The following is a 23,978-nucleotide window of genomic DNA, read 5'->3' on the forward strand; positions in this document are numbered from 1 at the left end:
GGAAGCTCCGCTCTGCCATTGTCGATCGCGATCGAGGGCGATGGCAGACACATGACTTTCGGCGCGATACGGCGCGATGCGTATTGTTACCTAGGCGGCGGGCGGGCCTGTCGAGCTTGCTTCGGGCTGGCCGAGAGGCCGGCGATCATCGCGTCGATCGGAGTGGTTTCCGGCAGGATATAGACAATGCCGTTGGCCGGCTTGAACAGGGGCAGGACGACTCCCTCATAGAAATGCACCGGCACGTTGATGCAGCCATAGGAGATGCGATTGTCGTCGATCGTCGCGCTCGTCAGCCGCGCGAGACGATGCTCGACCGGGTTGGTGGTGATCACCCGGTGGAGCGAGATCGCCGCCTCATAATCGACCCAGAGAATGTCGCGCGGGCCGAGGTCACGGCCGAGCCTTGCCTCGAAGCGGCCTGCCGGGGTGATCCGCATGGCCGGTGTGATGTCGGCAAGCCTGAGCGATCCGATCCCGGGCGGCGAGATGTCGCCACGGGCTGCGCCGAGCAGCACCGGCGCGCTGCCGCGGGCCAGGCCATGCGCGCTGAACGCGAAGGCCCGGGCCGCGACCTTGTCGACGATGATGAAGGGCAGGCCATGCGTATCGCCCGAAGCCACCACCCAGTCGGCGAGCCGCTGCGTGTCGGCCGACATGCTTCGGCCGGCGGCCTGCGCCATCGTCACCTTTGCCCGGGCGGGGGCGGGTGCGCCGGCGCACGCCTGATGGGCGAGCGCCAGCGCCACGATCGGCATCACCCGGCCGATGCCGACCGCGAACGCTCGCCTCATGCTCAGTTGCGATCCTGCTTGGGCGCATAAGGCGTGCGCGGCAGCGGCTGGATGAACGGCCCCACCGGGGCGGGCGCCAGGACTTCGACGACCGGTTGTGGCACCTCGACCAGCGGCTGGGTCGACTGGAGCTGCCCGCCGGGCAGATGGACGCCGCCATTGACCACGGCGAGCTCATAGCCGCCCGATGCGCCGATCGGTGCCGCGCCGGCGATCGGGTACTGGCCGATCGGGGTCTCGGTCACCGGAACCGGCGTGGAACCGGGCGGCGTCACGACCGGCGGCACCACGACGGGCGGCACCACGACTGGAGGCACCACGACGGGAGGAACGACGACCGGGGGCACGTCGACAGGAGGGACGACGACCGGCGGGACATCCACCGGCGGAATGACCACCACCGCAGCGGTGATCACGCCGGTCGTCCGGAAGGTCGAGACGCAGCACGAGCCGGCCAGCGCATATTGGCCGGCATTGGCGCCCGCCAGGCTGTAGCCGGTATAGGTGATGCCGATCCCGGTTCCCGCGCCGGCACTGTCGAAAGTGGCGACAGCGTTCGGGCCGGCCACCAGAGTCACGCCGGCCGGCACCCCCGAGGCGGCGGTGGTGTTGAAGCCGCTGAGGGTGGTCGCGGTCGATCCGTCGGCGGTCTTTGCGCCCTTGGGGAAGAGCAGCATATGCTGGACGATCGCTGCACCGAGGCTGAGGGTGAAGCGGTTCGAGAAGTCGGTCGGCGCCGCATAGGAGACCGGGTTGTAGTTGATGTTGACCAGCGCGTTCGGCCCGGTGACGGTAATCGGCGGGACGAGTGGCGCGAACGTCACCGTGCCGCCGGCGATGCCCGGGCCGGTGCCGGCGGCGCCGGCGATCATCAGCAGGCCGGCCTGAAGGCCGAGGCTCTGCGACGGGATCGTGCTGCCCCGCGTCAGGGTGACGGCGCCCGCGATCAGGATGTTGAGCCCGGCGCACAGCGCGATATTGCCGTCGGTCGTCGTCATCGCCGCACTGACGTTCACATTGTGGCCGGCGTTGAGCAGGACGCTGCCGTTCGTGGTGGTGATCGCCGCATTGACGTTCACGTCACGGCCGCAACAGGCGACGACATTGCCGTTGGTCGCGGTGATCGAGGCGTTGATGTTGACGTCGCGGACTGCGTTCAGACGCAGCGTCGTGGTGCTCGGCGTTGCCGTCCAGGCAATGCTGTCATTGACGTTGATGTCGCCATTGCCGGGCGACGAGGTGCCCATATTGGTCACCGGCGGGGTGCCGGGCGTCGTCATGTCCGGGCCGGGAAGCGTCGAGATCGTGACGCTGTTGGTCACCAGCAAAGCCGAAAGCGTCGCACCCGAGATGTTGCCGCCCGCGCCGATCGTGAAGTCCTGCGGATCGATCAGCCAGGTGCCGGTCACGCCGCCGGGCGCCGCGGTGCTGATCTTCGAGCTGTCCGCGATGTTCACATGGGCCGCCGACGTCTCGATGAAGCCGCCATCGCCGCCGTTCGGCGCGCCGGCGTCGAGCGTGCCGCTCTGGTTGATCGTGCCGCTGGCCATGTCGCCCATCAGCCTGATCGTGCCCCCTTGGTTCTGGAGCGTATGCGCCTCGATCACGCCGCTATTGTTGACGACGGTATGGAGCAGCTGCCCGGCGGCCTGCGCGGTGAGCAGGACATTGCCGCCATCGGCACGGATCATGCCGCCGTTGCGGACCAGCGCGTTGACCGCGCCGGCATCGACCGCGACGTTGAGCAGGCCATCGCCGGCGACGTCGAGCGTGAACGCATTGCCGGCGGCGAGCGCCACCGTGCCGAACCGCGCCGAGATCAGCCCGTCGTTGCTGACCGTCGCGCCGAGCAGGGCGACATAGCCGCCGTCATGCGCGGTGATCGTCCCCTGGTTGAGCACTGCGCCGCCGCCGCTGCCGGCGAAGCTGTAGCGCCCGGCCATGAAGTCGGCGTTCGAGATGCCGCGCGTCGAGGCGACGAGGCCGCCGACGCTGACCTGAGCGCCCTGGCCGAACATCACGCCGTTCGGGTTGACCAGGAAGACCTTGCCGTTGCTGGTCAGGCTGCCGAGGATCACCGAGCCGTCATTGCCGGTCACCCGGTTGAGCGCGACCGCGCTGGCGTTGGGCTGGATGAACTGGACGATCTTGCCCTGGCCGATGTTGAAGCTGTCCCAGTTGAGCGCGGTTGCCTGGCTCGCCTGGACGATCGTCACCTTGTTGGTCGTGTTGATGATCCGCGCACTGCCGGCGACGACGCTGCCGCCGGTCGGCAGGTCCTGCGCCTGGGCGGCGCTGGCGACGGCAAGCGATCCGGCGAGGCCGAGCAGGGCGAGCCGGCTGAAGCGGGGAAGGGCGGTGCTTGTGGAAAGGCGGCGGGTGATGCTGGTCATGATGTCGGTCCTCGAATTCGGGTCAGCGCGTGCGGGAAGCGGCGTCAGAAGAGCTTTACGATCTGGAACCAGAAGCGGCCGGCCCGGTCGGGTTGCGAGGTGACCCGCTGGCTGCCCAGCCTGGTCGCATAGGTGGCGCTGATCAGGATCCGCTCGGGTCCCGCCCAGCTCAGTCCGCCGCCGATGCCGCTGCGATGCGCGCTGTTCGATCCGGCGAACCAGGGATCATGGGCGTAATCGACCTCGCCGACATCGACGAAGCCGATGAGCTGGAACTGGCCGGGCACGCCCTGCGGCGACAGGCGCAGCCGCGCTTCGGCGGTGGCGATATAGCCCTGGTCGCCATAAGCCTCGCCCTCGGGATAGGCGCGGACGCCGTACGCCCCGCCCAGCTCCATCTTCTCCGAGCTGTCGAGATTGTTGAAGGCTGCCTGCCCGCGCACCGCGCCGTAGAGCGACAAGGGGCCCGCGACATGCTGGAGGCGCGCGAGGCTGAACGCGATCTTGTTGAAGCCGCCATTGCTGTGCGCGGTGATGTCGTCGACCGCGCGTTCGACCGGGCTCTCGATATCGAGATGGCCGATGCTCCAGCCGATCGACGCGGTGGTCGCGCCGCCGAGCCGGTCGCGCCAGTCGGCGTTGAGGCCGAGCGTGACGACCCGGCTCCGCCGGTCGGATTCGCTTGCGGTCAGGTCGACCCGGTCGACGAACTTCTTCGCGTCGAAGGCTGCGACCGCATAGAGATTGGTGCTGCGCGAGCGGACCAGCGGATAGCTGGCGAAGGCGGTGATGATATCGGCCTTGCCATGGGCATCGAGGCTCTCGAATTCGTGGCTCAGATCATAGCGGAAATGCGCATAGGCGACGCCGAGGGTGAGGTTGCCGATCGGCACCTGATAGGCGGCGCGGCCATAGGCGAGGCCCTCGGTCGAGGCGAGGACGCGCAGCGAGAGCATGTCGCCGAGCCCGGTCGGATCATTGAGGTTGACCGATCCGCCGAAGCGATAGGCGCCGGTATAGCGGTTGCCGGCATTGTCGGCCTCGAGGCTGCCGGTGATGCGCGGCGACGGCGCGAGATCGACGATGAGGTCGGTGGTGCCGACCTCGGTGCCGGGCGCGAGTGTCGAGTGCACCGTCACGCCGGGAATGTCGGACAAGAGCAGCAGGCGCCGTTCGAGCGGGGCATTGGTGACGACATCGCCGCTGTCGAGCCCGGCCAGCACGCCGTTTGCGACGCGCGGCGACAGGTTGGTGTGGTTCTGCACGCCGACCTTGCCGTAGCGGCCCTCGATCACCGCGATGGTGACGACGCCGTCCTTGATGTCCTGCTCGGGGAGATAGGCCTGGGCGAGGAAATAGCCGCGGCTGTTGTAATAGGCCGAGATCCGTGCGGCGATGCCGCGCAGGTCGCGCAGGGTGAGCGAGGAGCCCGGCGCGAAACGGCCCGCCGCGATCAGTACGGGTTCGGGAAACAGCGTCGCGCCGGTGATGTGGAGCGCGTTGACCTGGATGGGGGCGCCGACCGGGCCGGTATCCGGCGCGGGCGCGCGCGGGGTGAGCTGGAGGTCGGGCACTGGCTTGGGGGCGACGGGCGCGGGCGGAATCTGCTGAATTTGCCCGCCGCCGGTGACGACCTGCGCCTGCGCGCCCTGGCTTGACGCCAGCAGCGCCGCCGTGATGAAAATCCCCGATTTCACAGAATTACCTCGCAAGAAACGCCGCAGACCTGGGTACGCCGGCCGCCGCTCGCAGCGAGCAGTGGCAGCCAGTCAGTGCCGGTCCAGCGAGGTTGCTCCTCTACCGGTAACGGATGTGGTCAGAACACGATATCTCGGTTGATACGGTTCAATCAGTAAATACTCCGTACTGTTTCGATTGTTCCGCTCTAAATAAAATAAAAATATTAACGGGTAATTAACTATTGAGTGCTTCCGGAAATGATAAAGTATGCGACCATTCCGGTGAATAAATCGAATGCGCCGCTCGCGCAACGTGGGACTTTACCCTCATATGATCGACCATTTAAGTAGAATTACTTACGGATACTGACCATTCAAATACTCAACGGAGAGACGGGCAAATGGGCGCAGTGTCTCATGCTTTGTGACGCTGACAGGTGTTGGGGCCCCGATTGGTCCGAGGCGCCGAGCGGGCTTTATCGGCGGTCGGTGGCCGCGGCTGCCTCTTCCAGAATCGCGGTGCGCAGCCCCATGAGCGACCTGGCCCCGAACCGCAGCATCAGTTTCGCGCGATGAAACTCGACCGTGCGCGGGCTGAGCTTCAGCATGAGCCCGACCGACTTGTTCGATCCGCCGTGCAACAGGCCGAGAACCACCTCGCGCTCGCGCTCGCTGAGTCGCGGGGATCGGCGGATGAGTTCCTCGTCCGACGGCGCAATCGCTTCCGGAACGGTCGCGCTGATCAGGATCCCGGTCTCCGCCACGCCGAAGCACGAGATGGTTGCCTGGACATCGATGCCACCGGCCAGCAGTTTCGGCACGGCGAGCCGCAAGCGGCCCTGCCAGTGTCCGCCCGCGGTCAAGGCGGCGCGGATCGTCTCGGGCCCGGTCGAGCAGGCCGAAACCAGCTCGCCCAGGCCATGATCGGGCAGTGGCTCAGCCGCCGTGAGCCCGATCAGGCGGCGGGCCGCGTCATTGGCGAAGGTTGGCCTGAAACGGTCGTCACAGATCGCAAAGGCAGTCGGCGCCTGCGCCACGGCGGCCATCAGTCGCCGCGACATGTCCATCCCGCGATCGTTCGCCGGCGGCAGATGATCGGGCTCGGTCGGTCTCGAAATGTCGAGCAGCATTACCCCTCCTGAACCGGCCTGATTTACGCGCCGGTCGAAAATTTCGCAGGCGTTACATTCGCTTGCGCTAGTAGTCATACGAGTGGCGTGGTGGTTGAGTTGCATCTAGGGCGACAAAATTCGACCGGGGGGACCTTCTCAGGAGACCGGTTACAATGATCGTTTCGCATCGCTCTGTTCGCGCCTTCACTTCTTCTCATGGCGCCAGGGCACGGCTCCTCATCAGCTCAGGCCTCGGCGCGCTCGCCATGGTGGCGGCAACGCAGCCGGCTTTTGCCCAGGACGAATGCGGCGGCGCTGCCGCCGGCACCGTCACCTGTGTCGCAGCCAACAATCCTTATGCGAACGGCGTCACCTATGTCGCGCCGCCGGCCGATCTCACGATCGTCCTCAACCCCGACACGGTGATCGACACGACCGGCGGCCTCAACCCCGGTGTGCGCGCTGTGGCGACCACCCAGTCGCTGACGCTGCAGGGCTCGCCGACGTCGACGATCACCACCAGCGCTGACGGCGCGTTCGGTGCGCTGCTCACGACCACCAGCGGCGACATCGCCGCCACGACCGGCGACATCACCACCACCGGCGTCGGTGCCGTTGGCGCCTCGGCAGTGTCGGGCACCGGCAACGTGCTGGTCAATGTCGGCTCGATCGGCACCGGCGGTGCCGGCTCGACCGGCGTGCTCGCACAGACCGGCGGCACCGGGTCCGCCACCGTCACCGGCGGAACGATTTCGACGACGGGCGCCGGCGCGACCGGCGCGATCGTGAATGCGGCCGGCGGTGCAGCGACAGCCAACCTGGCGAGCGTCAAGACCCGCGGTCTCGGCGCCGACGGCATCCTCGTCACGTCGACTGACGGCATCGCCAGCACGACGTCGACGCGGGTCCAGACCGCCGGTGACAATGCGCGCGGCATTGTCGCGACCGGAGCCCAGGGTGCCAACGTCACCTATAACACCGTCTCGACGCTGGGTGCCGGCTCGACCGGTATCTCGATCCCGGCAGGCCCGATCGCCTCGGCGACCGCAACCGTCACCGGCACCGGCCCGATCACCACGGCCGGCGCGAACGCCGATGCGATCAACGTCAATGCGACCGACGCCGTCACCGTTGCGACCACGGGCACGATCGCAACCACCGGCGCCGGCAGCCGCGGCGTTGTCGCCAATGGCGGCGGCGCAGTGAATGTGACGACGAACGGCGTGACCACTACCGGTGCGGCATCGACGGGTGTCGTCGCCACCAGCACGGGCGGCTCGGTTCGCGTCCTGCTGGCGGGCGCCAACAATTCGGCGACGTCGGACGGCGTGACTGTGGTCGCGGCGACTGACGCCGTGGTGAATCTGGCGGCGGGCGGCACGCTCACCGGCGGCGCCAATGGCGCGACGATCACCTCGGGCACGAGCACGAAGGTGAACAATGCCGGCACGCTGGGCGGCGCCAGCTACGCCCTCGTCGCCAATGGCGGTGCGGTCACGCTGAACAACAGCGGCACGATCAACGGGCGCATCGCGCTCAGCGACAATGCCGATGTCGTGACCAACAGCGGCATCTTCAACGCAACCGCAGTGAGCCTCTACGGCGCCGGCAACGACCAGTTCACGAACAGCGGCACCTATCTTGCCAATGCCAATGCCGATTTCGGCGCGGGCACTGACAGCTTCACCAATTCGGGGACGTTCACCGTGCTCGGCCACGCTGCGACGGCTGGCACGATCACGATGGCCGGGCTCGAGACCTTCAACAATTCCGGGCTGGTCGACCTGCGCAACGGCCATGTCGGTGACGTGCTCGTCCTGCCGGGCACCTATAGCGGCGGCGGCGCGGCGGCACTCGGCCTCGACGTTATTCCGGGCGGTGCCGGCGTCAACACCGATCAGCTTCGCATCGGCGGCGCCGCCACCGGCTCGACCCAGGTCGGGTTGACCATCCTCGGCACCAACGCAGCGGTGCTGGGTACGGCGGCAACCCTGGTCCAGGCCGGTGCCGGATCCAGCGCCAATGCCTTCACGCTCGCCAACGGCAATGTCGACCAGGGCCTCATCCAGTACGGCATCGTCTACAACCCGACGACCTTCGCCTATAATCTGGTCGGTGCTCCTGGTGTGGGCGTGTACCGTGCCGCCATCTTCGGCGAGGCGGTGCGCAACCTGTGGCTGCAATCGGGCGATGCCTGGACCGGCCATATGCGCGAGCTGCGCGACAATATCGCAGCGAACGGCACCGGTGGCGCCGGCGGCAGGGTCTGGGCCCAGGCCCTCGGCCAGGTCGAGCAGCGGACGAGCAGCCGGACGGTGACCAATTTCGGCATCACCAACCAGGTCAATCTCGGCTACAAGCAGGATTATTTCGGCGGCCAGATGGGCGTTGATTTCGGCAGCGGCGGCTTCGCTTTCGGCATCACCGGCGGCTATCTCAATTCGAACCTGAACTTCGCCAATTCAGCTGACCGGATGAACTTCGACGACGTGAACGGCGGCGTCTACGCCAATTACTCGGCCGGCGGCTTCTTCCTCAACGCGCTCGCCAAATATGACCATTATTGGGGCAGCAACAACAGCCTGACCGGTCGCTACAGCCGCGACCTGCAGGGCTCGGTCTATGGCGGCAAGGCGGAGATCGGCTTCCGCCTCGGCACCACCCTGTTCATCGAGCCGGCGGCGAGCGTCTCCTACACGCACACCGACATGGACGACTTCACCGTCGCTTCAGGCACCTTCGGCTTCGACCAGCAGGATGGCGTCCGCGGCAAGGGCGGCGCCCGGATCGGCTATGTCGCCGATATCGGCCCGGCCAAGGTGTCCTTCTATGCCGGCGGCAATTACGTCCATGAGTTCAAGGGCAGGGACCAGGTCGCCTTCGTCAGCGGTGGCCAGACGGTGCTGTTCTCGAACGACCGGATCCGCGATTATGGCGAGGGCACGCTCGGCATGAACATCGGCTCCGACCAGGGCAAGATCAGCGGCTTCTTCGAAGGCCGCTACGCTGACGGCGGCGATTATGAGGGCTATGGCGGCCGCGCCGGCGTCCGCCTCCGCTTCTGATCCCCCTCCGAAGCCAACGCGCATGGGCCGTCCCGCAAGGGGCGGCCCATGTCGTGTCGGGGCGTTGCCTGCTGCCGTGCCCGCCGGCTTCTGCTATCGCCGGCAATGCCATGACTGAGCTCGCCGCAACCCTCCACGCCCGACTTGCCGCCATCGCGGATCCCTCACGGGCACCGGCGATGCAGGCCTATATGAAGTCGGCCATGCCCTATCTCGGCGTCTCGACGGTGCCGCTGCGGGCCGCCTGCAAGGCGGTCTTTGCCGACCTCGCCTGGCGCGACGCCGCCGGATGGCAGCGCGACGTGCTGGCGATCTGGCGCGGCGCACGGTTCCGCGAGGAGCGCTACGCAGCGATCGAGCTGACCGGCGTCCGCGCCGCGCGGGCCTTCCAGACGATCGAGGCGCTCCCGCTCTACGAGGAGATGATCGTCACCGGCGCCTGGTGGGATTATGTCGATGCCATCGCCACCCAGCGGCTCTGGGATATCCTGCGGCATGATCCGGCGGCGATGAAGCCGCTGATGCGCGCCTGGGCGCAGGACGACGACATGTGGAAACGCCGCAGCGCGATCCTCGTCCAGATCAAGGCGAAGGCGGATACCGATCTCGAGCTGCTCTACGCCTGTATCGAACCGTCGATCGCCTCGGAACAGTTCTTCCTGCGCAAGGCGATCGGCTGGGCGCTGCGCCAATATGCCTGGACCGATCCGGCTGAGGTGTCGCGCTATGTGGCGGCGAATGCGGGGCGGCTGAGCGGGCTCAGCCGGCGCGAGGCGCTGAAGAATATCGGGGCCGCGGGGAAGGGGAAGGGGAAGGCCTGACGCCGGCAAGGGCGGCTGCCTTTTCGTCGCACCCGTCGCATCTTCGGCGCAGGCGAATTGCCCGACTCGCGCCGCATGCGCAGGGATCATCGCACAGCGCGGCGACCCCCGGCCCCCCCTAGATCCGCTCGCCGCGCTGTACCCTTCAGACAAAGCCAAGGCCCAAGGCCCAGGGAGCAAAGTGAGAATGGCAACGAAGCTGTGGCCCGCCGCGCCGATGAAGCGCCGCGAGATGCACAATCATCACATGGATTCGACGATCTGGAACGACTTCGCCTTTCGCGACGACGATGTGATCATCGCGACCTACGGCAAGTCCGGCACCACCTGGATGCAGCAGATCGTCGGCCAGCTGATCTTCGCGGGCGACCCCGACGTGACCGTCGCCGAGCTCTCGCCCTGGCTCGACCTGCGCGTGCCGCCCAAGGAAGTGAAGCTGCCGGCGGTCGAGGCGCAGACGCACCGGCGTTTCCTCAAGACCCATCTGCCGGTCGACGCGCTCGTCGTCGACCATATCGCCCGCTACATCTATGTCGCCCGCGACGGCCGCGACGTGATCTGGAGCATGCACAACCACCACGCCAACGCCAACCAGGCCTGGTATGCCGCGATCAACGACAGCCCGGGCCGGGTCGGCCCGCCGATCCCGCCCGCCGACCCCGATCTGCGCCGCTATTTCCGCACCTGGCTCGACGAGGATGGCGCGCCCTTCTGGCCCTTCTGGGACCATGTCCGCAGCTGGTGGGCGATCAAGGAGCTGCCGAATGTGCTGCTCGTCCATTATGAGGACCTGAAGCGCGACCTGCCGGGCGAGATGCGGCGCATCGCCGATTTCCTCGGCATCCAGGTCGACCCGGCCCGATTTCCGGCGATGGTGGAGCATTGCGGCTTTGCCTGGATGAAGGCCAATGCCGGCAAGGCAGCGCCGCTCGGCGGCGTCTTCTGGGATGGCGGCGCGGAGACCTTCATCAACAAGGGGATCAACGGCCGCTGGCGCGATACGCTCACCCTGCGCGACGTCACCGACTATGAAACGCGCAGCGTGGCCGAGCTGGGCCCGGTCTGCGCGCGATGGCTTGCAGGTGGCTCGCGGGCGGTGTGAAGCAGTACACTGACGGAACGATCAAGATGCAACCATATTAATGGTAAATGCTGAGATTGTTAAAGTAAATTGGATCACGAAAGACTATCATGTCGAAGTGCGGCGGCGAGTCGATCCGGGACAATCCCCCCCCGACTCTCTGGATCACCTGGCGACGCCCAACGCGGGCAGATTGACTGGTCTCGTCGCCGTACAACGATATTCTGCATTACGGCCGTCGCGGCCAAACGGGAAGCGATTCAACTGCACGCCGTCTCCGGCGACCCCGTCGGGCATTCTTCCCGCAGGGCCCGCCCTTGACGTGCTTGCCCCGAGCGCCGATATCAACCGGGTTGGCGCTCCCGCATCGCGAGCGCTGGATCGCGTCCGGCAGCACTGGCTTTTACGCTTGTGAACATAAGCCGCGATGAGACGCAATGGTCGGGGGCTTGTCCCTGTGTCGGAAGACAAGGCCGCCATCCCGATCCTCTCGCCAGCGGGAGAGGGCCAGAAGAATCGAGCTTCCCATGTCCAGAATCCCCGTAAAGCCTTTCCTGATCCAGAAGAACGAGGAAGGCAGCTATCGCCTGACAGTGCGCGACACCCGCTATAATTCGCAGCATTACCCGATCGTGACCTCGACCCTGCAGGACGAGATCTTCCCGACCGCCACCGCCGCCCGCGCCCATGCCAAGGAGCATTTCGGCGCCGAGCCCGGGCAATATGCGGCCAAATAGGCCGCCCGCCTATTCGTCCGGGAACAGCAGCGCCTCATAATCCCGCGCGCCGTGGAGGATATGAAGCACGGTGATGCGATCCTTCTCCACCCGGTAGAAGATCAGATAGCCGCCGTGCACCCGGCGACGAACGCCGAGATGGGCGAAGCGGGGCACCACCGGAAAGCCCTGGGGCATGGTGGCGAGGCCGCGCGCCTTGTCGAGTAGTTCCGCGACGAAGCTGCGCGCGCGCATCGGATTGTCCCGTGCGATATAGTCGCCGATCCGCTCGAGGTCGCCAAGCGCTTCAGCCGTCAGGACGACCTTCACTGCGTTCAGCCGGCCTTGGCCGCGTCCGCATATCTGGCATCGAGCGTGGCAGCGACCGAATCGATGTCGTGGACCCGACCGCGCGCAGCATCGTCGAGGCCGCGGGCGATCGATGCGTCCAGCGCGGCAAGCCGGGTTTCCCGCTCATCGATCAGCCGAACGCCCTCCCGCAGGATTTCGCTGCGGGAATTGTAGCGGCCCGACTTGACGAGCCGGCCGACAATGGCTTCGAGCTTCTCACCGAGATCGACGCTGCTGGCCATGGCTACCTCCGGAGGGAATGTTAGCCCGCCGATAATAGATATCAAGAGCGGCCCCGGCATTTTCGCTGCCATCTCTTTGCTTTGCATTCGCGCTGGCTCACATTAACAATAGAGTGAGTGAGGAAAAAGCCGCCCGCCAGAGGCCGGCTTCAGCATGGCATGGGAGGACGCAGGAATGGCCGAGACGGGTGACGTATCGCGGCGCGAGCTGATCGTGACGGCGGGCGCGCTGGCGGCGGGGGTCGCGGCCCCGGCGGCGGCGATGCCTTCGGCGCAGCGGCGACCCGCGCCGCGCGATTTCCTCTGGGGGACCGCGATCTCGGGCTATCAGAGCGAGGGGAACAACACCAACACCGATGCCTGGCTGATGGAGAATCTCAAGCCGAGCATGTTCAAGGAGCGCTCGGGCGACGCCTGCGACAGCTATCACCGCTATGAGGAGGATATCGCGCTCGCCGCCCGGCTCGGCTTCAACTGCTACCGGATGGGCATCGAATGGGCGCGGATCGAGCCGAGCGAGGGTTTTTTCTCCAACGCCGAGCTCGACCATTATGCCCGCGTGCTCGAGGCCTGCCGCGCGCATGGGCTGAGGCCGGTCGTCACCTTCAACCATTTCACCGTGCCGCTCTGGTTCGCGGCGCGGGGCGGCTTCGAGGCAAGCGACGCGCCCAAGCTGTTCGCCCGCTATTGCGGCAGGGCGGCGGCGCATCTCGGCGGGCTGATGTACCTCGCGACGACCTTCAACGAAGCCAATATCGCGCTGCTGGTAAACCTCTTCCCGCAATTCGCCGCCGGCATCCCCAAGGCGCGCCTGGCGATCGCCGCGGCGGCGAAGGCGATCGATTCACCGCGCTTCTCGCGCCTTGCCTATGCCGATCCGGCGATCGTCACGCCGGTGATGATCGAGGCGCACCGCAAGGGCCATGACGCGATCAAGGCGGCGCGGCCCGACCTCCCCGTCGGCATCACGCTCACCACCCAGGACATCCAGGCGGTCGGCCCGGCCGCGCTCGCCGACCAGTATCGCGACCGGCTCTATGGCGACTGGGTGAAGGTCGCGCGCAGCCATGCCGATTTCTTCGGGGTGCAGACCTATACCCGCTTCCGCGTCGACCCGAACGGGTTCGTGCCGCCGCCCGCCGGCGCCGAGCTGACCCTGTCGGGCTATGAATTCTACCCCCAGGCGCTCGCCGCGACGATCCGCTGGGCGCATGCCGCGATCGGCAAGCCGATCTATGTCACCGAGAACGGCATCGCGACCAATGACGATGCCCGCCGCATCGCCTTTATCGACCAGGCGCTGGACGGGGTGCGGCAATGCATCGACGAGGGCATTCCGGTGCACTCCTATCTCTACTGGTCGCTGCTCGACAATTTCGAATGGACCTCGGGCTATGGCGTGCCGTTCGGTCTGGTCGCGGTCGACCGCGAGAGCTTCAGCCGCACGCCGCGGCCGAGCGCGCTTCACCTCGGGGCGATTGCGAAGGCGAACCGGATCTGAGGCGCGCCCCTCGCGCGGGAAAGCGGCGACGAGCTGGCTGTTATTCGCGAACATTGTTTTTCTGGCTGTTATGTTGGATTTCAGAACGGGATTTCCGGCGTATTTTCAGATGGTTGTGGCCGGGCTGGCTGTTACCCGATAACAGCCAGGTAACAGCCAGGTAACAGCCAGCATATCAGCCAGCTTTCTGGCTGTTCCGGCAGTTATCAGCCAGGTATCAGCCAGGTATCAGCCAGCTAACAGCCAGCGCGCCGGGCGTTAGGCGGACTGACAGCCGGCGCCGGTCATCGAAAGATATTCAAGCTGAGAAAGAGCGGCGACGCGGTGCGCCGGAGAGGTGCTGCGTCGGATCGCGCCGTGGCACGGGCGGCGATGAGGTTGAATCAGGGTATCGCGCCGTCAGCTTGTTCGCCGACCGATGCCTCTTTCCCGATGCGCCGGCAGCGGGGCGGGAGGCTGCGGAGGAAATCGGTCTGACGGCAGCCGACCCAATTGCCGCCGTTCCGCATGGCGCGGGGCGGGATGACTGGCTAAATCAGGTCTGTATGTGCGCATGTCGGGGAGGCCGAACTGGTCAAGACCATCCTTCTTGAGATCGTATATGTCGCTCTGGGCGCATGGGCCTGTTGGCGGATCGCCAAAGCGATGAGACGAGGTCATACCAGGTTTCGTGGACACGAGGTTTGGCGCAATGCAGAGCCCAATGACTTCTGGGGCGTCATGATTGGGGATGCACTGATAGTCGGGTTTGCAGTCTTCTGGATGTGGCGAACCGCGAACTTATGAACGGCATGGGTTAGCTATTCTGGAATGGCGTCGGGTTTTCGGAATGCGGATGGTGGCCCATGGTCTAAACCAATGACAAGGGGACACTATACTTGACTGCTTTCGCGACCAATCTCGATCGAGGAGATAAGGGGACACTATACTTAACTGCTTTCGCGACCAATCTCGACTGTGGCTTCGGCTCAGTTAAGGATAGTGTCCCCTTATCCCGCCTTGTCGTTCCCAGCCTGGTCGGTCGGGCCGTTTCGGCCGAGTCCCACCCGGTACTTGATCGCGAAATCGTGCGAGACTAAGCCGACACAACAAGTTTCCGGGGGGAATTTACATGAAGTCTTTTCTATTCGCGCTGTCCTGCTCGGCGCTGGCTTTTGCCGCACCACCTTGCTCGGCAGAGGAGCCCTCGCCCGGAGCAAAAACGGTTCAACTGAGCAAGGTTATCCTTGACACAGAATCGCGCCCCGTCGCCGGCAAGTTGAAGGGCGGCACGCTCTGTGTCTTTCCCTCGAAGATCGAAGCAATCCTTCCCAAGCAAAAGAAGTCTGAGGATTACGAGCGATACGACCAGCTCTTTGCCGAGAAAATGAGCGCGCTTGGTTTCCACGTTGTGACGGTCTCGGCTAACCTGTTCGCCGACGATAGCGACAAGAACAAGGCCGACCTTCTCATCGGTGCGGTCGTCCATCCCGACACGCTCAACGTCTGCTCGTCAGTGAACGGCGAGAAGGGCGATGTGACACTTTCGATCGATTGGCAGATTTACGACCGTGCGACTCATACGGTAGTCGCAACGTTGACGACGTCTGGCCACGGCATTCAGGAAAAGTTTTCGCGCGTTGGCTTGACCGGCATGTGGAACCGAGCATTCACGGAAGCTCTTAACGGGCTGGTTGAACAAGGCGCGCTACAAAAATATACTGGACCGGTGGCTCCCCCATCTGCGAACGGTAGCTAACCGACACTTTTGGCCGCTCCGGCGCCATCGATCTATACGGCCTGCCTAATAGTCGAACGGCAGGTTATCCGGTTGGAAAGCTGCCTGACTGCAGGCGGCCCAGGAGATAAGGGGGCACTATACTTAACCTGCTTTCGCGACCAATCTCGACTGTGGCTTCGGCTCAGTTAAGTATAGTGTCCCCTTATCTCCGGGTGAAAGTGTCCCCTTATCTCCGGGTAGGATGAAAAATCGTACTTCAACGGCGTGTTTCATCGTTCTGCATCTTGAAGCTGCCCGACAAGTCTCCACCACGCACGCGCCGAAGGCGGCTATTGCGATGCCCCGGCCGGTTCGCCACAATCGACGTGCCAGCGTGACGGAATTGGTAGACGTATCGCTACAGCGATCCCGAAAACGGGTGCGGGTTCGATCCCCTGCCGCTGGCAATGGTTTTCGACCGGGGCAGGGATTGCGCGACATCACTCGGGAATGATACATTGTATCTTTAAGGGTGAGCTAATGAGGATATCTCGCGCACCGGGTTTGTTGGCCCTGGCTACGATCTTGGTTTCCATCACGCCCGCACCATCATGTGCCGATAGCTGGATGTTGCCGACGACTACCACCTATACCTCCTGCGCTGGCCACGCCCGCATCATCGTCACTCCGCGCGATCTCAAGAGCCAGCTCGGTTATTTCCAGGACAAGGTCAAAAACGTCGATCCCGCCGGACAGAGGAAGGGCGGCGTACCGGTTGCGAACGCGCGGCTGGAGCGACTGGTGGGCAAGCGCTGGCAGGTGGCCTGGGAGCATCAAATTGCAAATGACGTCGCCCCGGTATCGGCTCTCGTTCGGGACGATGGCGCGTATGCCGTCACGTTCGATGACTGGCATGGCACGGGTTATGGGCCGAACGTCGTGGTAATTTACGGTGCGGGGGGCAAGCTGGTTCGTGCGCTCGCCCTGTCCGATATCGTCCCGGTCGATTACATCAAGGCGCTGCCCCATTCAGTTAGTTCCATCCATTGGCGGGGCGATCCACGCTTCTCGCCCGCCGGCAAGCAGGTAATAATTCCCGTCGTGATCCCTGCCGAGGACTTTGTGTCCGATCCCGCCACGATCGACATTGCGGTTGATCTCATCGATGGAAAGGTTTCGCCAATCAATCCAATCTCTTGGGATGATGCATTGGCAACGGGCCGCAAGGTTCTCGCTGCGCAGATCGGCGACGAAGCAGCCACGAAGGCAGCGTTTCTTGCTCCGCTGTTCGGGCCAAAAACCAACACCGAACGTGAATGGCACGGCTATCTGCGCGAGGCGGTCGGTCGTTTGATCGGTGACAATGAAACGCCGTCCACCACCGTCCTCCGCCTCCCGAGTGCGGATGACTATGCCGTATCGGAGACATGGGTCCACGACGCGCTGACCGAAAGCTACGCCGACAAGGTGGCGCTGGCATCGCTCTCCGAACCGAACCTTCTGACTGTTTTGAAGAAGATAGCCTCGACGCTGCCTGATCGGTCGTTGTCGAAGGTGACTGTCTTCATCGCGCTGTCCGACCAACATTGGCCAGCCGCCTTGGCCGCGATGAATCGTACGGGCGCGAAGATCGTCCAGCTCGATCCTGCCAAGGGGATAGCTCAGCGTACCGAGCGCATAGCCCGGCGCTATGGTGATCGCTGATTGCCAACCCAAATCGTCCTGGAGAACGGCAGTTATGCGAGGGCCGTGCGCCGGAAAGCCCAGTAACGCGTGACCACCAGAGCCCGCCGATTGGGAATCCCTCGGGAGTGCAGGATAGGGGTGAGAGCGGACCCGCGGCTTTCAGGGCCCCGAAAATGAGCTGGGAACGACAACAAGTGGTCGTGAGCAGCCAATCGGGCGGATCGGCGGCCCCTGGGACTTTCCCGTCGGTCTGTCCCCGTATCTTCTTTTTATTGCGGGCCCGCCCCGGCGCGTAAAGGGCGCGCCGGCGCCGGTCGGATCAGGCGGCGATGCGCTCGATGAAGGTGGCCGTCTCGGATTCGAGCGCGATCAGCCGCTCGTCGACCAGGCGGAAGCCATTCTCGACCTCCTCGATCTCGGACGCGACATGCTGAGTCGCCGAGCGGATGACGGCGACATTCTCGGCCATCGACCGCGCCGCGAGCGCAGTCTCATCGACCGCGCTGGTGATGGCCGTCACCGTCTGGGTCTGGCGGTTCATTGCGTCCTGGATGCGCCCGGCATGCGCCTGGACCTCGTCGATCGTGTGGTGGATCGAGCCATTGGCGTCGACCACTTCGCCGGTCGCCGCCTGGATCGCCGCGATCTTGAGCGCGATGTCGTCGGTCGCGCGGGCGCTCTGGCTGGCCAGGGTCTTCACTTCCTGCGCCACCACGGCAAAGCCGCGGCCTGCGTCGCCGGCGCGCGCTGCCTCGATCGTCGCGTTGAGCGCGAGCAGGTTGGTCTGCCCGGCAATGTCGCGGATCAGCCCGAGGATGGATTCGATCGACTTGGCATGATCGGACAGAAGCTGCGAGGCATCGACCGCGCGGGTCGACTGGTTGGCGGCGCGCGCGGCCACTTCAGTCGCCGCGGCGACTTCCTTTTCGGTCACCGAGATGGTGTCGATCAGGATCGCGGCGGTCCGCGCCGCGTCGTTCATCGCCACGGCCGACTGGTCGGCCGCCGCGGCCACGTCGGCGGTGTGGCCGAGCATGCCGCGCGCCGAGGCGGCAGTCGCCGTCGCGCGCTTATGCAGATCATGCGCGTCGGATACGGTCGCGCTCAGCAGGTCGCGCGACATGGCGTGAAACCTGTCGCCGATCGTCGAGCGCAGCGCAGTGGCGCCGGCGCGCTCGGTCGCGGCGAGCTCGGCGACGGTCACCTCGGTCTCGATGATGCCGAACTTGCCGATCGCGCTGGCGACGCGTTCGCCGCGCGCCGGATCGTCGGCAAACAGGGTGCGCGCAAGGCTGGCCATGTCGCGATACAGGTCAGCGAGCTGAATCATCGACTGCATCAGCGAGAGGCCGAGCACCTTGACGCGATGGGCGCGCTCAGCCGAATATTTCACCCAGGCGCTGTCGATCGGCCCGCCGAGCAGGCGATCGAAGCGGACCAGAGCGCGGTTGGTGACGCCCTCCGGGGTCAGTTGCGGATTGTCCCGCCAGATTTCCGGGCGGATCCTGGCGCAGACCTTGTCGTGCCAATAGGACCGGATGATCTCCTCGGCCGCGGGCTTGCCCAGCGACCAGAAGGTGCGCAGGTCAGCCCCGAAATCGGGATCCGAATTGTACAACACCGCCCGTGAACTGATCTCCTCGTCAGTAAGGCTCAGCTTGCTCTGTTCGACTGACACTTGTTGTACGTGCTGTACGGCCTGCATTGCGGTCTCCCCCGGTCGCTGCTCTGCCATGACGAGCTCATTATCTGGTTAATGTTGATTCGACATTGTGACCATTATGGTGGCAATGACGGATACCGCCGAAGAGGCGGCCGGATTGATCGTCGCAGCGGCATATCGCCATCCGGCGTCGCGCGAGGGCAATCAGGATCGGGCGATGACCGCAAAGCTGCTTCCGCCTCGTGGCCGTCAGCGCCAACGCCCTGTTGGCGTCACTGGGGGCCTCGGGCGCCATGGCCGAGGACGTACGCGGAAATTCTACAATCCAGATGATGCTCGAAAAGCCAGGTCATTCCGCGCCAATGTAGCGAACAACTGCCATCGCAAGGGCAAAGACAAAGGCATAGCCAAATCGGTCCAACCTGACCAGGTTCTGCCCTCGTTTGCCCCGCTGCCGTCCGATCAGCATCATCACCCCGCCGGCCGCCAACGGGGTTACGAGAAGGTTGACTTTACGGAAGACGAGGTTGGGTATCAGCGATTTTGGAAGAATTAACAGGCTGACCCCGCCAGCCATCGCCCCCAACAAGACGAAGCCGATAGTGGACAGCACCGCATTTTTTGGCTTCTTCAAAGTGTCAGCGAGACTGTGAACGCCCAGTTCAGCGAGAAACTCGAAAAACACCTGAAGCAGAATCTCGCCCAAAAATTGGAGCAATATCTCAAATATGAACTCCATGCCCAACCACTCGCCTGGCCTTCGTTGGGACGAACCTATTGCAATGACCGTCAATTAGCCAACCGCCAGGTCGGAAGCTACGTACGATAAGGGGACACTCCATTTAACTGCTTTCGCGACCAGGTTCGACCGTGGCTTCCGCTCAGTTAAGTATAGTGTCCCCTTATCTCCCACCTTATCTCCCAGTTAAGTATAGTGTCCCCTTATCTCCTCCCTTATCTCCTCCCTTATCCCTCGAAGCCCCACCCAAATTAAAGCAAACTCGTGCATCGAGGATTGCCTAGCGAAGGTGCCTTGGCTCGGTCACTCGCCAGAATCGGACCTACGCGGGACCTACCTTAACATGCCCGAACCTCACACTACCGGCGGTCACTGTGGGTTCATGGCCGTGATCAAGTTCAGGACGAGGAAATTGATCCAATTCGGATGTATATCAAAAATTTGAAAATGTTACGAACCCGTATAATTGTGATCTGGAGCTGCGTTTCGTACGGTGCGGTAGCCCCTCTTCGATCGCGCGGCCAGATCGATAGCGAGTTCTGCAACAATATCGAGGCTGCATGATGGATATGGAAGTCGCGAGCTGGGCGAGAGCAATCGAAAGAATCAGCATCATACTGATCGCAGGAATGTCTTTGTATCTCGGTTCAAATCTATTTTTGAAAGGGATTGTAACCGAACAGGCAGGCGACATATCAGTTTTTAATTGGAAGGTCCGGTTGCAGAAGGTTGGCCCCGGTGTTTTCTTTGCGCTCTTTGGATCGATTATCATCTGCCTTGCTCTAGCGATGCCTTTAGAGGTCTCGCAGACGACTGGTTCAAGCCCCGTTCAAAATCAGAAGGAGCTACGCGGCAAAGAACCCCCAACGGCCCAGCCGGTTGCAGTTCCCCAAGCTCAGCCATACTACCCTGCGGTCTTTCCCTCCTCTGCCACTATGTCGGCGCCGGACACGCAGCATGAGGCACCTGTGCCTAAGGCTTATGTGGCTCGCACAGAGCGATACCTCGACACGGGAAATATTCTCCAGACTCGCCGGTTAGTTCGCGCAATCAACACGTTTTTGGCTCTCAAGCTCCAAGGCCTTGATCCAGCAACGGCGGAAGACGCGCAAAGGGCGATCTCGCCACTATCTGCCTACCGCGACAGTCTGATCATTAGCGCAACTGGGAAAGCGACCGCACTTGCAGCCTGGAAGCGAACCGGCGGCGATCCCACCAAAACCGAAATTCCTACAGAACGCCAAGCGATTGAGGAGATTTCTCCGTGGATGGATACAATGAGCGCCGAACCGCAGGTGTCCGGTCAGCGATAACGGCGTTAGTGTTATTCGGAGCAGTGGTGTTGGCGCCGCCTTCCTTCGCGCAAGTTGAAACATTGCGCCCGATGACGAAAGATCAAGAAATTGCGTATCGGCATCAGGTCGCTCTCGCAGCCAGGCGAACCCTGCAAAGGGTAGTGATCCCTAATATTAGCAAGGTCATCCCAGAAAATGAAAGACGTTTGCTCGCAACGATTGATGTTGAAGTAACCGAGCATCGCTCCGAGTTCGCGCTAGCGCATGCCTTTGTCAATAACAGTGATAACAGAGAGATTGAATTCGGGGATGGGTTCATGATGTTGTCTTACGTTATGTGCCAAGACTATCTGGTTGCTTATAAGTTAAATGAATTGGATGCCTTTGGCCAGTTCTTGTCGGACACGGTTCAAGTTTCCGAGGAGAATGGGGAGCGTTATGTAAGGGGCGATAGTATAATTGATACCCCGCCATTTTTGAATTACCTCCATGAACCGACTCAGCAAATTACCCAAGCCGTTGCCGAAACATCCGGCCCCGCCGTGCAAATGATGATCGATAATCTTACTTTCATTTTTGCTCATGAGCTCGCTCATCATGTTCATGGCGATACAACTCGGGAATTTCCCTCCGGATTGACAAAAGCTGAAAGAATTTCTTTAATCCGCAGGGAGGAGGCCGCTGCAGATCAATACGCAATCGACGTGACCACAAAGACTGGCGCTCTAGTGATGGGTGCTATTCCAATAATGACCTTATTCGCTTACAGTGAAACTGACCCGGACCCTGATAACTTTGGCGATCATCCGCCCGCAGCCTGCCGGCTCAGAGACATGGCAGAGGTGGCATTTCCTCAAATTGAAAACCAACCCGATTTCGCTGAAACCCTACGGAAGAATCCAGGCGCACAGGAGGGCTGGGAGGCAAGTAAGCGCTCCCTTGCAACCCTCGGTAGTTTACTGTCAGGTTTGTGCCCCAACTAATACGTTGAGAAATACATGCGCCGCCAAACGCGATGCTGTAACGGGAAATTGCGCCGATCAAGATGGCGTCGAACGCGTGGCAGGCTTAGTGGTCATAGCAAGAAATGGATCGCCGAAATGATCACAATGCAGGCCCGCAAACGTCTGACAACCAAAACACAGAAGGCGGCGTCGGGTGACCGGCGGCAAGAAAGGCCCGCACCTGTGCCGTTTCAGGGTCAATCCGGTGAGCGGATTGCGATGAACGCTGCCGGGGCGCGGCGGATGCTACGTTCAGGGCCTTAAGCATGGATTGTGATCTGGATCGCGGACTCAGGTACGCCGAACGCCACCGCTAACCCTGCTTTTGCCTCCGCGATTGTCAGCCCTTGGACCGCCGTATCAAGCTTCTTGAAAGCAAGCGCCTTAAAATCTCTGGGATTTCCGTCGTCATGGAGAAAAGGGGAGAAAAGGGGACACTATACTTAACTCTTTTCGCGACCAAGCTCGACTGTGGCTTCGGCTCAGTTAAGTATAGTGTCCCCTTTTCTCCGTTCCCGGTCGTCCCCCAACCGGGCCCAGTTCCGGGTTGAACATGCCCCGCATGTTCAAGGATCGTCCGGGGGACGATCCGACCCGGAACTCTTCGCCAGGGAAGGGGAAGTGAAGGAAGAAGAAGGGAGTGGCTCGCCGGGCGACGTTTCAACGCTGATGAGTCACCCGCCCGTGCCGTCATCCCTCCGTATCGCGGGCGCGCCGTCGGCGGTGAAATCCATCATCTCGCCGCCGCCCGGGGTGAAACGCGGCCAGGAGGGCAGGGCTTTGCCGTTCGGGTCACCGGTCTTCACGAAGTTGACGAGATAGCCGCTGATCGAGGTGCCGACGGCGCGATCCCGCGCGGTGGTCGCCGCGCCGTATTTGATGGCGACGGTGTCGAAGAAATAGGGGATGTCGCTGGCATGGCTCGCGCCCCGGGTGTCGGGCCCGCGCAGCGAATCGGCGACATAGGAGAAGCGGTAGTAAAAGACCGGCACGCCCCTGGCGCCCAGCGCGCCGGCAAGGTCTCGCGCGCCCTTGATCATGAAGCCGTCCTTGCCGCCGATATCGTCGCTGGTCGCGCCGATCATCACGGGCACGGGGGCGAAGCGGCCCGAGGCATAGGCTGCCTTCACATCGACCGCGAGCTTGCCGTCGGCAAAGGGCCCGCTCGCGGTGCGCGGGCCGGGGCGCTGCATCGTCGCCAGGTTGAGGCCGTCGACCACCTCCTGCGCTGGGAGCGCCCGCAGCTTCTCGAGCGCTGCCGGATCCTGCCCGGCGATGCCCTTGGAGGCGGCGAAGGCCAGGCCGATCTTCTCGACCGTCGCGAGATCGGTTGCGCCCATGCCGGCGCCGTCGCCGCCCGACTGGATGACCGCGCGGGCAAACAGCCCTTTCGCCATGGGCGAGGTGAGGAGCATGTGCACCGACATGCCGCCGGCGCTTTCGCCGATGATCGTCACCTTCGCCGGATCGCCACCGAAAGCAGCGATGTTCCGCTTCACCCAGTTGAGCGCGGCGAGCTGGTCCATATAGCCGTAATTGCCGATCAATCCGTGGTCCGGATCAGCTTTGGTCAGTTGCGGGTGGGCGAAGGTGCCGAACCGGCCGAGCCGATAGTTGAAGCTGACGACCATGATGCCCTTCTTCGCGAGCTCGGCGCCCGAATAGGTCGGCGGGGAGGAGCCGCCATTCACGAAGCCGCCGCCATAGATCCACACCAGCACCGGCAGCTTGCCCCGGGCGCCGGCCGGCTTCCAGACATTGGCGTAGAGGCAATCCTCGGCCGGCGGCGTGCCGAGCGGGGCCGCGTCGCTGGGGAAGGGGAGCTGCATGCAATCATTGGCATAGGCGCTCGCATCGCGGACGCCTTTCCAGGGCCGGGCGGGCTGCGGCGCCCGCCAGCGCAGGGGGCCGACGGGCGGGGCAGCGAAGGGGATTCCCCTGAAGGAGACGATGTGATCGGCCTCGACCCCCTTGAGCGCGCCGGTCGCGATGGTGACCTGCAGGGCGGCGGCATGCGCTGTGCCTGCGATCGCGAGGCTGGTCGCGATGATCGCGAGGGTCGGTGCGAAACGGATCATGCATTTCTCCTCGATGGCGGTGCCGCGCCTCTGCCGGTCGCCTTTTGACATTCCATACT

At 63.6% G+C, this 23,978-nt stretch carries 18 protein-coding genes and 1 pseudogene; 10 read left to right on the plus strand and 9 right to left on the minus strand.

From position 1 onward, the window contains the following. Positions 1-86: 86 nt before the first annotated feature. From ABD050_RS01490 to ABD050_RS01505, 4 genes are all read right to left on the minus strand, one after another. Entirely contained in the window at positions 87-794 is a 708-nt protein-coding gene (locus ABD050_RS01490) for a L,D-transpeptidase (RefSeq protein ID WP_343887343.1), read from the minus strand. 2 nt (positions 795-796) lie between these two features. Next, positions 797-3,187 carry a two-partner secretion domain-containing protein gene (locus ABD050_RS01495; protein WP_343887344.1) on the minus strand — a complete coding sequence of 797 codons (2,391 nt, stop codon included), beginning with the start codon at positions 3,185-3,187 and terminating at the stop codon, positions 797-799. Between the two features lie 44 nt (positions 3,188-3,231). Beyond that, the gene (locus tag ABD050_RS01500) at positions 3,232-4,884 is read right to left on the minus strand and encodes a ShlB/FhaC/HecB family hemolysin secretion/activation protein (protein WP_343887345.1); all 1,653 of its coding nucleotides are present in this window, start codon (positions 4,882-4,884) and stop codon (positions 3,232-3,234) included. A 458-nt stretch (positions 4,885-5,342) separates the two neighbouring features. Beyond that, positions 5,343-5,996 (minus strand): LuxR C-terminal-related transcriptional regulator, encoded by a 654-nt coding sequence (locus ABD050_RS01505; protein ID WP_343887346.1) that lies wholly within the window; start codon positions 5,994-5,996, stop codon positions 5,343-5,345. A 155-nt stretch (positions 5,997-6,151) separates the two neighbouring features. On the opposite strand from ABD050_RS01505, the gene ABD050_RS01510 reads away from it, so the two are divergent. From ABD050_RS01510 to ABD050_RS01525, 4 genes are all read left to right on the plus strand, one after another. Then, entirely contained in the window at positions 6,152-9,043 is a 2,892-nt protein-coding gene (locus ABD050_RS01510) for an autotransporter outer membrane beta-barrel domain-containing protein (protein ID WP_343887347.1), read from the plus strand. Between the two features lie 110 nt (positions 9,044-9,153). Beyond that, on the plus strand, positions 9,154-9,864 hold the full coding sequence (locus ABD050_RS01515; RefSeq protein ID WP_343887348.1) for a DNA alkylation repair protein: 711 nt from the start codon (positions 9,154-9,156) through the stop codon (positions 9,862-9,864). A gap of 187 nt (positions 9,865-10,051) precedes the next feature. After that, positions 10,052-10,966 (plus strand): sulfotransferase domain-containing protein, encoded by a 915-nt coding sequence (locus ABD050_RS01520; protein ID WP_343887349.1) that lies wholly within the window; start codon positions 10,052-10,054, stop codon positions 10,964-10,966. 506 nt (positions 10,967-11,472) lie between these two features. After that, positions 11,473-11,682: a hypothetical protein gene (locus ABD050_RS01525; protein WP_343887350.1), complete on the plus strand. Its 210-nt coding sequence runs from the start codon at positions 11,473-11,475 to the stop codon at positions 11,680-11,682. A gap of 9 nt (positions 11,683-11,691) precedes the next feature. Here the strand turns inward: ABD050_RS01525 and ABD050_RS01530 are convergent, their stop codons facing one another. After that, the gene (locus tag ABD050_RS01530; protein ID WP_343887351.1) at positions 11,692-11,991 is read right to left on the minus strand and encodes a type II toxin-antitoxin system RelE/ParE family toxin; all 300 of its coding nucleotides are present in this window, start codon (positions 11,989-11,991) and stop codon (positions 11,692-11,694) included. Positions 11,992-11,996: 5 nt separating this feature from the next. Then, entirely contained in the window at positions 11,997-12,326 is a 330-nt protein-coding gene (locus ABD050_RS01535; protein WP_343887352.1) for a type II toxin-antitoxin system ParD family antitoxin, read from the minus strand. Between the two features lie 103 nt (positions 12,327-12,429). Between ABD050_RS01535 and ABD050_RS01540 the strand changes: the two genes are divergently transcribed. From ABD050_RS01540 to ABD050_RS01555, 4 genes and pseudogenes are all read left to right on the plus strand, one after another. Then, positions 12,430-13,755: a glycoside hydrolase family 1 protein gene (locus tag ABD050_RS01540; protein WP_343887353.1), complete on the plus strand. Its 1,326-nt coding sequence runs from the start codon at positions 12,430-12,432 to the stop codon at positions 13,753-13,755. 1,111 nt (positions 13,756-14,866) lie between these two features. After that, on the plus strand, positions 14,867-15,493 hold the full coding sequence (locus tag ABD050_RS01545; protein ID WP_343887354.1) for a hypothetical protein: 627 nt from the start codon (positions 14,867-14,869) through the stop codon (positions 15,491-15,493). A gap of 349 nt (positions 15,494-15,842) precedes the next feature. Further along, positions 15,843-15,921 (plus strand): annotated as a pseudogene (locus ABD050_RS01550). 160 nt (positions 15,922-16,081) lie between these two features. Beyond that, positions 16,082-17,158 (plus strand): YajG family lipoprotein, encoded by a 1,077-nt coding sequence (locus tag ABD050_RS01555; protein WP_343887355.1) that lies wholly within the window; start codon positions 16,082-16,084, stop codon positions 17,156-17,158. A 301-nt stretch (positions 17,159-17,459) separates the two neighbouring features. Here the strand turns inward: ABD050_RS01555 and ABD050_RS01560 are convergent, their stop codons facing one another. Together ABD050_RS01560 and ABD050_RS01565 are read right to left on the minus strand one after the other, a co-directional pair. Continuing rightward, the gene (locus ABD050_RS01560) at positions 17,460-18,845 is read right to left on the minus strand and encodes a methyl-accepting chemotaxis protein (RefSeq protein ID WP_343887356.1); all 1,386 of its coding nucleotides are present in this window, start codon (positions 18,843-18,845) and stop codon (positions 17,460-17,462) included. 307 nt (positions 18,846-19,152) lie between these two features. Continuing rightward, positions 19,153-19,542 carry a hypothetical protein gene (locus ABD050_RS01565; RefSeq protein ID WP_343887357.1) on the minus strand — a complete coding sequence of 130 codons (390 nt, stop codon included), beginning with the start codon at positions 19,540-19,542 and terminating at the stop codon, positions 19,153-19,155. 560 nt (positions 19,543-20,102) lie between these two features. On the opposite strand from ABD050_RS01565, the gene ABD050_RS01570 reads away from it, so the two are divergent. Continuing rightward, complete coding sequence (locus tag ABD050_RS01570) at positions 20,103-20,855, plus strand: hypothetical protein (protein ID WP_343887358.1); 753 nt, start codon at positions 20,103-20,105, stop codon at positions 20,853-20,855. Beyond that, positions 20,807-21,820 (plus strand): M48 family metalloprotease, encoded by a 1,014-nt coding sequence (locus ABD050_RS01575; protein ID WP_343887359.1) that lies wholly within the window; start codon positions 20,807-20,809, stop codon positions 21,818-21,820. Before ABD050_RS01570 ends, ABD050_RS01575 begins: the two co-directional genes overlap by 49 nt. Before the next feature lie 695 nt (positions 21,821-22,515). Here the strand turns inward: ABD050_RS01575 and ABD050_RS01580 are convergent. Further along, entirely contained in the window at positions 22,516-23,919 is a 1,404-nt protein-coding gene (locus ABD050_RS01580) for a carboxylesterase/lipase family protein (RefSeq protein ID WP_343887360.1), read from the minus strand. Between the last annotated feature and the right edge of the window lie 59 nt (positions 23,920-23,978).

The sequence above is a fragment of the Sphingomonas oligophenolica genome (assembly GCF_039522915.1).
In the GTDB taxonomy this organism is placed as follows: domain Bacteria; phylum Pseudomonadota; class Alphaproteobacteria; order Sphingomonadales; family Sphingomonadaceae; genus Sphingomonas; species Sphingomonas oligophenolica.